11 protein-coding genes are annotated in these 9465 nt (G+C 63.6%); 7 read left to right on the forward strand and 4 right to left on the reverse strand.

The genetic code is table 11. The annotated features are described in order from the left end of the window. Window positions 1-147: 147 nt before the first annotated feature. On the reverse strand, window positions 148-1125 hold the full coding sequence (locus B3605_RS01735; RefSeq protein ID WP_183796374.1) for a VOC family protein: 978 nt from the start codon (window positions 1123-1125) through the stop codon (window positions 148-150). A gap of 222 nt (window positions 1126-1347) precedes the next feature. On the opposite strand from B3605_RS01735, the gene B3605_RS01740 reads away from it, so the two are divergent. Continuing rightward, window positions 1348-1767, forward strand: a complete 420-nt coding sequence (locus B3605_RS01740; RefSeq protein ID WP_112946126.1) for a universal stress protein — start codon at window positions 1348-1350, stop codon at window positions 1765-1767. Between the two features lie 149 nt (window positions 1768-1916). Next, the gene (gene trhA / locus B3605_RS01745; protein WP_183796376.1) at window positions 1917-2588 is read left to right on the forward strand and encodes a PAQR family membrane homeostasis protein TrhA; all 672 of its coding nucleotides are present in this window, start codon (window positions 1917-1919) and stop codon (window positions 2586-2588) included. Window positions 2589-2599: 11 nt separating this feature from the next. On the opposite strand, the gene B3605_RS01750 is transcribed toward trhA, so the two are convergent. Further along, entirely contained in the window at window positions 2600-3166 is a 567-nt protein-coding gene (locus B3605_RS01750) for a helix-turn-helix domain-containing protein (protein ID WP_112946125.1), read from the reverse strand. A gap of 26 nt (window positions 3167-3192) precedes the next feature. Here B3605_RS01750 and B3605_RS01755 point away from each other — a divergent pair, with 26 nt between their 5' ends. Beyond that, entirely contained in the window at window positions 3193-3699 is a 507-nt protein-coding gene (locus B3605_RS01755) for a GNAT family N-acetyltransferase (RefSeq protein WP_112946124.1), read from the forward strand. Between the two features lie 424 nt (window positions 3700-4123). Here B3605_RS01755 and msrB read toward each other — a convergent pair whose 3' ends face one another. Both msrB and B3605_RS01765 read right to left on the reverse strand, forming a co-directional pair. Next, the gene (gene msrB / locus B3605_RS01760) at window positions 4124-4534 is read right to left on the reverse strand and encodes a peptide-methionine (R)-S-oxide reductase MsrB (protein WP_112946123.1); all 411 of its coding nucleotides are present in this window, start codon (window positions 4532-4534) and stop codon (window positions 4124-4126) included. A gap of 183 nt (window positions 4535-4717) precedes the next feature. Further along, complete coding sequence (locus B3605_RS01765; RefSeq protein WP_112946122.1) at window positions 4718-5530, reverse strand: class I SAM-dependent methyltransferase; 813 nt, start codon at window positions 5528-5530, stop codon at window positions 4718-4720. Window positions 5531-5765: 235 nt separating this feature from the next. Between B3605_RS01765 and B3605_RS01770 the strand changes: the two genes are divergently transcribed. The 4 genes from B3605_RS01770 to B3605_RS01785 all read left to right on the forward strand — a co-directional run bounded on the left by B3605_RS01770 (window position 5766) and on the right by B3605_RS01785 (window position 9306). Next, window positions 5766-5981: a hypothetical protein gene (locus tag B3605_RS01770; RefSeq protein WP_112946121.1), complete on the forward strand. Its 216-nt coding sequence runs from the start codon at window positions 5766-5768 to the stop codon at window positions 5979-5981. Window positions 5982-6134: 153 nt separating this feature from the next. Next, the gene (locus B3605_RS01775) at window positions 6135-8513 is read left to right on the forward strand and encodes a putative monovalent cation/H+ antiporter subunit A (RefSeq protein WP_112946120.1); all 2379 of its coding nucleotides are present in this window, start codon (window positions 6135-6137) and stop codon (window positions 8511-8513) included. Next, window positions 8510-8929 (forward strand): Na(+)/H(+) antiporter subunit B, encoded by a 420-nt coding sequence (locus tag B3605_RS01780; RefSeq protein WP_112946119.1) that lies wholly within the window; start codon window positions 8510-8512, stop codon window positions 8927-8929. Before B3605_RS01775 ends, B3605_RS01780 begins: the two co-directional genes overlap by 4 nt. After that, window positions 8929-9306, forward strand: coding sequence for a Na+/H+ antiporter subunit C (locus B3605_RS01785; protein WP_112946118.1), 378 nt, complete (start codon window positions 8929-8931; stop codon window positions 9304-9306). Before B3605_RS01780 ends, B3605_RS01785 begins: the two co-directional genes overlap by 1 nt. Window positions 9307-9465 lie beyond the last annotated feature (159 nt).

Raw genomic sequence — 9465 nt, forward strand, 5'->3', positions numbered from 1 at the left:
CTTGTCACAGGAATCCAGCCAACCCAAGTCCTTGGGTTGAAAAGACTCTTCCGCGTCGCGGACGCGACGCTGCTGGATCCCGGCTCAAGGCCGGGATGAGGGTGGAGTATGTGTGGCGCTATTCCCAATAACCGCAGAACGCCCTGATCAAGCCGACAACGTCAGCCCGATCCCCCAGGGATCGCGCAGGAATACGCCGCCGTCGCGCTTCTCGCTCTTGATCTCGAGTTCGTCGAGCTTGGCGACGGCCTTGTCGAGCGCCGCGGTGTCGTTGAAGCGCAGCGCGTAGTCGGAAAGCCCGGTCATCGCCTCGGTGCGGGCGCCCGCGCCGCGGCTGTTCCAGATGTTGGCGGCGACATGGTGGTGGTAGTCGCCGGTGGCAAAGAAGCTGGCGCCGGGATAGCGCGCCATGATCTTCAGGCCGAGAACGTCGCGATAGAACTGGTCGGCCTCGGGAATATTGCCGACCTGCAGATGGATGTGGCCGATCGCCGAGCCCTCAACCATGCCGGTCCACGTATCATCAGGCGCGCTCTCATAGAGCGCCTGCAGGTCGAGCCGGTGCGTCGCCATCTCCACCTGGCCGTCCTGGTGGAATTTCCATTGCATCGGCGAGCGGTCCGAATAGATCTCGATGCCGTTGCCCTCGGGGTCCGAGAGATAGATCGCCTCGCTGACCAGATGGTCGGACGCGCCGTCGAGAACCACATTGTTGTGCGCGGCATGGCGCAGCCAGCGCGCCAGCTCGACACGGGACGGCATCAGGAAAGCGGTGTGAAACAGGCCCGCGGCGTTGCGCGGCGCCGTGCGCACATCCTTGCCCGTCGTCAGTGTCAGAAGCGGCGTTTCGCCGACGCCAAGCACTTCGCCGCTCGCCGTCTTCTCGATGACCTTGAGCCCGAGCATCGACTGGTAGAAGGCCGAAACGGTGGGGAGGTCGGTCACGACCAGGTGCGAGTGATCGACATAGGCAGGGCGCGTCAGCGCGTAGGAAGTCTGTGTGGTGGTCATCTTAGGGTCTCCTGCCCGGGATAAGGAGGGCGTACCGGCGCCGGCAGCAAGGATGCTGCCCTCGGGCAGCAAACTGCTGCCCATAGCGATGCCAAGGAAGGTTCGCCGGTGCATGCGTGTGATGGGTCCTCTGGCCGCTGTACTTGCATCCTATATGGCGCATCGTGATTGTTCACAGAAGTCCCGTTTTTGACGATGAAGCGTTCGATATCCATTGACGACTTCCGCGCGTGATCTTGATCCCGATCGAGCTACCGGCTTGATCTCGATCAAGGCGCCATATGTATTTCAGGAGGATATTGTCACCATTAAATGCAGTCATAGAGGAGTTGCATCATGTACAGGAAGATCATCGTCGCGGTCGAAATCGGCGCGCTCGCAAACGGGGACATGACCTTCCGCAAGGCCGCCTCGCTGCTCGATAGCGGCGGCGAGATCATTCTGCTCAACGTCGTCGAGGACATCCCGACCTATCTCGGCGTCGATATCCCCGTCGACCTGATCGAAAACGCCGCCAAGGATGCTGAGGAGAAGCTGCAAGGGCTGATCGTCAGCACCGGCATTCCCGCCCGCGTCGAAATCAGCCACGGCCGGCCGGCCAGCGGCATCATCGCCTCGGCCGAGGCCAACCAGGCCGACCTCATCATCCTCTCCTCGCACATGCCCGATTTCAGCAACTACTTCATCGGCGCCACCGCCGACCGCGTTGTGCGCCACGCAAAATGCTCCGTGCTGGTCGACCGGCGCAAGGCGTGAGCGCAAGGCCATAAACGGGAGGCGGAGATGCGGGAGGCTGCCACGGCCTCCCGTCTCATCCGGCTTCACGAAGATTTATACCGGACACACAGCACTTGTGTTGCGCGCAAACCATTTCGATGCGACGATCCCGCTCTAACGAATGGGGCATGGTCTGCATGGGCGAGTTCAACGGCATCCGCTGGGCTTATGACAAATACGAGCTGATCGCCGATGGCATCGTCCACGGGGTCGGGCTGGCGCTCGCGCTGGTCGGCGCTACCGTGCTGATCTTCTACGCCACCGTCTGGTCCTCGCATGGCGAACTCGCCGCCGCCTGGATCTACAGCCTCGGCCTGGTGCTGACGCTCGGCATCTCGTTCTCCTACAACGCCTGGCCGGTCTCGCGCACCAAGTGGTTCCTGCGCCGGCTCGATCACTCCTCGATCTTCATCCTGATCGCCGCCACCTATACCCCCTTCCTCGAGCGCGGCGCCGACAACCCTCTACTTCTCGGCATGCTCATCGGCATCTGGGCCGTGGCCTTCATGGGCGTGTTCCTGAAATGCGTCTTCCCCGGCCGCTACGACCGGCTGGCGATCCTGCTCTATCTCGCCATGGGCTGGAGCGGCGTCATGGTTGCAGGCCCGGTCGCCGAGCGCATCCCATATGCCTCGATGCTCCTGATCGTCATCGGCGGCATCATCTATTCACTCGGCGTGATCTTCCACGTCTGGGAAAAACTGCGCTTCCAGAACGCCATCTGGCACGGCTTCGTCGTCGCGGCTGCGGCGGTCCACTACACCGCGGTGCTCACCTGTTTCAGCATGAGCCCGGCCTAGCGTCGCGCTCCTCAACCAGTCTTGGTCAGCGTGACTACATAGCGGCAGGTCTCGTCGCTATCGTTGCGGAATTCGCAATCAATCGCCGGCCCGAGCAGCAGGCAGTCGCCTGTCTCAAGCGCATGCACCATCTCCCCCTCGACGAAGGTGAGCGCCCCCTCGGTCACCCAGATGCATTGCCGCAGAAACACGAAGGAGGCGGCCGGGTAGGCGACGCGGGCGCCTGAGGGCAGTGCAACCTCGACGATATCGAACGGGCTGCCTTCAGGCGAAACATGGCGCCGCGTATAGCCGGTCTCCGGATCTGTCCAAAGCGGCTGGTCTTCGCGCAGGCGCAGCCGCTGGCTGCCCGCCTCGGCGCGCGCGATCAGCGATGACACCGTCAGCCCGAAGGCGCCGCAGAGCTTGCCCAAAAGCGAGGCCGTCGGGCTGCTCTCGCCGCGCTCCACCTTGTGGATCATCGCCCGCGATACGCCCGAGTGATCCGAAAGGTCGCTCAGCGACCATCCCCGCAATTCCCGCTCGGCGCGGACGCGATCGCCTAGACAGCGATCGAAATTGTCTGATATAGTGGACATAGTGAATTTATAGTGGATAGATCATCATGACGCAACCCACGCTCATCCGCGACGCCACCGAGACCGATCTGGCCGCGATCCGCGATATCTACAACCACGCGGTGGAGCACACGACGGCGATCTGGAACGAGACGGTCGTCGATCTCGACAACCGCCGGGAATGGTTCGCCATGCGCCGCGCCCGCGGATTCCCGGTTCTGGTTGCCGAGAGGAACGGCAAGATCGCCGGCTACGCCTCCTATGGCGACTGGCGCGCCTTCGAAGGCTTCCGCCACACGGTCGAGCATTCCGTCTATGTCGAAAAGGATCACCAGGGCGCTGGCATCGGCAAGCAACTGATGACGGCGCTGATCAAGCGCGCCGGCGAAAACGGCATCCACGTCATGATCGCCGGCATCGAAGCCGGCAACCAGGCCTCCATCGCGCTGCACGAAAAACTAGGCTTCCGCAACGGCGGCACCTTCCACGAAGTCGGCATAAAGTTCGGCCGCTGGCTGGACCTGACCTTCATGGAATTGCGGGTGCCGGGCTGAGGGCGCCGCGTAGCGCGCGCAAGAACGCCATTGAAACGGTGAGGTATCTTTCAACCCATTGAAACGCCAGCGTTTCCTCCCCCCGCGGCGTCATCCTCGGGCTTGTCCCGAGGATCTAACCACGCGGCAACGGACTGGACGTGAATGGACCACCCAGTGCGCGCGCCGGCATCGCATGGGCGACCGTCGAAAGCACCATTACCGTTGCATTCCGGTAGACGTGCTTAGATCCTCGGGACGAGCCCGAGGATGACGGAGGAGTGTGTTGATGGCGTTGTTAACCTATTGAAAAGCTCGCATTTTCGCCTTTTTGCTGTCGCCCCCAATACGAGCCCGGCGGCGGAGAGGGGTCGCAGGCCCCACACTACAACGCAAAACGCCCGCCACGGTCTCCCGCGGCGGGCGTTTTGCGATAGTCACCCCATCACTTGTCCGGCGTAAACACCATCGAGTGACCGTTGATGCAGTAGCGCAGGCCTGTTGGCGGTGGGCCGTCGGGGAAGACGTGGCCGAGATGGGCCTCGCAACTGCCGCAGCGGATTTCGGTGCGCACCATGCCGTGGCTGGTATCGCGATATTCGGTCACCGCCTCGGGCGAAACCGCCTCGAAATAGCTCGGCCAGCCGCAGCCGGCGTCGAATTTGGTGTCGGAACGAAACAGCGGCGCATCGCAGCAAACGCAGCTGTAGAGCCCCGTTTCGAATGAATCCCAGTAGGGGCCGGTAAAGGCCCGCTCGGTGCCGTGCTGGCGAGTTATGCGGTACTGCTCAGGCGTGAGCTGTTCCTTCCACTCGGCATCGGTCTTGTGAACCTTGGCGATCGTCGTATCGGCCATGGAGTGCTCCTTTCACGCAGCTGTGGCTTGCGGCGAGTGTTTTTTGATTTCTTCGGCAATGTGGTGCTGTTGACCCGAACGATCAAGGGCAGGGCGGTGTCTGTACACAACAGCCAAGCCGGCGCGCCAGCACCGTAAGCCGCCGCGATCGGCCATCCGCGCCGCGAGAAAAGGCCCGATAACCTACCCCGAAGCCAGGATCACATGCGCCTGGATCTTGGCGGCGATCTCGCCGTTGCCGTGCTTGCTCGCGAGCGCTGCCTCCGCCGCCTTGGTAGCAGCCTCGAGCTTCGCGGGGTTCCGCGCCTCGATCTCGCCGCGCAAAGGCGTTCCCTGGCAATAGGCAACCGCCACCTCGCGGGCGGATGGCGCGCGGCTGATATCGGGGCGGGTGTCGATCTCGATCTCGCGGAATCCGGCGCGCGCGAGGTCGTCGCGGATCTGGTCGCGGTCGTGATAGCCGTGCGGCGTGCGTTCGGCGAAGCGCGGCGGATCGTCGGGAAACACGGTGGCGAGCGCCTTGGTCACGTCGTCGGCGAACACATTGGTTTCGATCCGGTCCCAGACGCTGAACAGAAGCCGGCCGTTTGGTTTCAGCACCCGCCGTGCCTCGCGATAGGCCGCCGGTCGATCGGGAAAGAACATCGCCCCGAACTGGCAGCAGACGAGGTCGAAACTCGCATCCTGGAAGGGCAGCGCCATCGCGTCGGCCTGTCGCCAGACGACACGGTCGTCGGCCGGCTGGTGCAAGCGGGCGTAGTCGAGCATGGCCTGGTTGAGATCGGTCGCGATACAGGTCGCGCCGGGTGGCAGCAGTGGCGCCAGCGCCCGTGTGACCGCGCCGGTACCGGCCGCGATCTCGAGAACCGACTTCGGCTTCAGGGCGGCTGCCCGCCGCGCCAGATCGGCGGCATAGGACGCGAAGATCAGCGGCACCATGTGGCGGTCGTAATTCTCCGGAACGGAGCCGGCAAAGATCTTGTCCGCTTCCAGCATCGCCTCATCCTCTCTTGATGATTGGCATTTGCTATTGCGAGGAGACTACCACGAAACGGCCTCTGCCGCTCGTCTCAAGCGCGGCTATCGCGCCCTTCATCGCATCGCCCGTTCGGATGAACGCCGGCTCATCATAAGAGCCAGCTAATGTCGCCCCGCATCCTGGCTATACTTGATGAAACGCAAGCATCGGGCCCAATCATCGGGGCAATGGAAAGCATCGGGGGGTGCTGAGATGAGCGATACCATAGTTGTCAGCGCCTATTGCGCGATCTCGAGCGTCTTCATGCTGATGACGGCACTCGAAGGCTGGGCCGTCAGGGGCGGATGGACGCTGGCGCGTGGCTTCGGCCTTGCCGCCTGTTCGCTCTGGCCGCTGTTGTTGACAGCCTTTTTCCTGCATGCGCTGCTCGCGCCGAGACGCCTGCCGCGTCTGACGAGAGCCGGCTGATCAATCCTCTTTGCGCCGCCATCCGTCCCCGCGCGCGATGCGTCCAAACCCTCATTTGGCCGATCAAAGCTTGAGATGGCGGCGCTCTTCTTCTAAACCTGAGGCATCTGATTTGTTTCGGATTCGCGGATTTCGAGGGGTAGGGGAGGCTGGATGGCCGATGGCACGGCATTGACGTTTGCGGCTCTGTGCCTGCCATTTCTCGGCGCCGTCCTTGCACCGTTTCTCGTCCGCGCATTCGGCCACAATGCCGCCTGGCTGCTGGCGCTCGCGCCGCTTCTCGCTTTCCTGCGCTTCGCAAGCCTTCTGCCGGAGATCGCGGCCGGAACCGTCATTCGCGGCGGTTATGCCTGGGCGCCGAGCCTCAATCTCGATTTCGCCTGGATGCTCGACGGCCTCTCGGTCACCTTCGCGCTGCTCATCACGGGCATCGGTACGCTGGTCGTGCTTTACGCCGGCGGCTACCTCAAGGGCCATGCCGATCTCGGCCGCTTCTTCTCTTTCATCTTCCTGTTCATGGGCGCGATGCTCGGGCTTGTCGTCTCCGACAATTTCCTGATGCTCTTCGTCTTCTGGGAGCTGACGTCGATCACCTCCTTCCTGCTGATCGGCTTCGATCATCGCCGCGAGGCCTCGCGCCGCGCAGCATTGCAGGCGCTGGTCATCACCGGCGGCGGCGGACTGCTGCTGCTGGCAGGCCTGTTGATGATCTGGAGCACGACAGGCGCGTCCGAGCTTTCGGTGCTGCTGCAATCGGGCGATCTCTTGCGCGCCAACCCCTATTACATGCCGATCCTGCTGCTCATTCTCGGCGGCGCCTTCACCAAGTCGGCGCAATATCCGTTTCACGCGTGGCTGCCCAACGCCATGGAAGCGCCGACGCCGGTTTCGGCCTATCTGCATTCGGCGACCATGGTCAAAGCCGGCGTCTATCTCTTGATGCGCCTCAATCCCGTCATGGGCGGCACGGCACCCTGGATGTTCATCCTGCCGCTCTTCGGCGGCGTAACGCTTCTCGTCGGCGCGCTGCTCGCCATCCGCCAGACCGACCTGAAGCTGAAGCTCGCCTACACCACGGTGTCCTCGCTCGGCCTGCTGGTTCTCTTGACCGGCTTCGGTTCCGATTACGCCATCGAGGCGGCGGTGCTCTATCTGGTCGCCCACGCGATGTTCAAGGGCGCGCTGTTCATGGTCTCGGGGATCATCGACCACGAGACCGGCACCCGCGACGTCACCCGCCTCAGAGGGTTGAGGACGGCAATGCCGCTCACCTTCGCGATCGCGCTTGCCGCTGCCCTCTCGATGGGCGGGCTGCCGCCGTTCGCTGGCTTCCTCGCCAAGGAGGAAATCTACGCGGCCCTTGCCCATGGCGATCCGCGCTCGATCCTCTTCGCGGTCCTGGTGATTGCCGCCAATGTGCTGATGTTCGCCATCGCCTTCGCCGTCGCCCTCAAACCCTTCCTCGGCGCCCCGGTCGAAACGCCCAAACATCCGCACGAAGCCCCGCCGCTCCTCTGGCTCGGCCCCGCCGTGCTCGCCTCACTCGGCCTTCTCGCCGCCCTGTTTTCGGCGACCACGCACCACTTCATCTCCTCGCCGATGGCCTCGTCCGTCAGGGGGACGGCGATCACGATCGAGAGCTCGCTCGCGCCGCATATCGGGCTGCCGCTACTCCTGTCGCTCTTCACCATCGCGCTTGGCATCGCCGTCTGCTGGCAGCTCGATCGCGCCCGCGCGCTGATGGCCGCGCTGCTGCAGAGATTGGGGCCGGGGCCGGATCAGGGCTTCGACAACGCCATATCGGGCCTCGTCTCCCTCTCCGTGCGCATCACCCGCATCCTGCAGCCCGGCCGGCTGGAGATTTACGTCACCTGCACCTTCCTCGCGGTCGCCGCCATCCTCATTCTGCCGCTCTGGCTGTTCGGGGAGGGGCCGTCGCTGCCGGCCTGGCCTGTGGGCGTGCAGATCCATGAATGGGGCGTCTTCCTGCTCGCAGTCATCGGCCTCGTCGCCGTCATCATCGCCCGCGACCGGCTGACGGCAATCGTCTCGCTCGGCATCCAGGGCTTCGCCGTCGCGCTCATCTTCCTGCTCTTCGGCGCCCCCGATCTCGCCTTTACCCAGTTCATGGTGGAAACCCTATCGGTCGTCATCCTCGCTTTGGTCATGACGCGGCTTCGCCTATCGCACACCGATCCGCGCCCCATCAGACAGATGCTCTTCGACGGCGCGGTGGCGCTCGCCTGCGGCGTGGGCCTGACGCTGCTGTTGATGAAGGCCACCGAGGCGCCATTCAGCGCCACGCTCGGCGATTTCTTCAACACCTATTCGAAAACCATCGCCCACGGCGCCAACGTCGTGAACGTCATCATCGTCGATTTCCGCGGCACCGACACGCTCGGCGAGATCGCCGTCGTCGCCATGACGGGCCTTGCCATCCTGGCGCTGATCCGTGTCAGGGCAGGGGCCGAGCGCAAGCTTGCCGCAAACGACCCCGATGCGCCCGATGATCTCGGAGTGGAGCGCCCATGAACACGCTTATCGCTCGCACCATCGCTCCCGTGCTGACCGCACTGATGCTGCTCTTTTCCGTCTTCGTGCTGCTGCGCGGCCACAACGAACCCGGCGGCGGCTTCATCGGTGGGCTGATCGCGGCATCCGCCTTGGCGATCTTCGGTATCATAAAGGGCACCGGCGCCGTGCGCCGCGCCATCGTCTTCCACCCGCTGTCGATCGCAGGTGCCGGCCTTTTGATGTCCTCCGTGGCCGGCCTCATCTCGATCCTTTTCGCCGTGCCCTTCATGACCGGCCTCTGGATCTATCCCAAGATTGCAGGCGTCGAGGTGCCGTTGTCATCGGTCATGCTGTTCGATATCGGCGTCTATCTCGTCGTGGTCGGCGCGGTCACCTCGATCGCGCTGTCGCTGGAAGAGCGGGAGGTCGAATGATGGAGCCGCTCTTCGCCGTCCTCGTCGGCCTGTTCTTCACCGCCGCTGTCTATCTGATGCTGTCGAAATTCTCGATCCGCATCATGCTGGGCATCGCCATCCTCGGGAACGCCGTCAACCTGCTGCTCTTCACCGCGGGCCGCCTGACCCGCGACGTACCGCCGATCATCCCCGACGGCCTCGACGCACTGCCCTCGGGGGCCGCCAACCCGCTGCCGCAGGCGCTGATCCTGACGGCGATCGTCATCTCGTTTTCGCTGCTGGCTTTCCTGCTGGTGCTGACCTACCGCGCCTATCAGGAGATCGGTACTGACAATACCGACGAGATGCGGGTGGCCGAGCCTGATGAACCGACGTTGCCGCCGGTGGGGTATTGATGATGATGCGCGTTGTGCCGTGGGTTACCCCCCTCTGCCCTGCCGGGCATCTCCCCCACACGTGGGGAGATTGGCTGGGCGTAACCGCTCGCTCCACGCTCATTGTTTGGCGAAAACCTCACCACGAGTCGATCTCCCCCCTTGTGGGGGAGATGTCCG

Source organism: Rhizobium sp. UBA1881, from assembly GCF_002338015.1.
Taxonomy (GTDB): Bacteria; Pseudomonadota; Alphaproteobacteria; order Rhizobiales; family Rhizobiaceae; genus Rhizobium.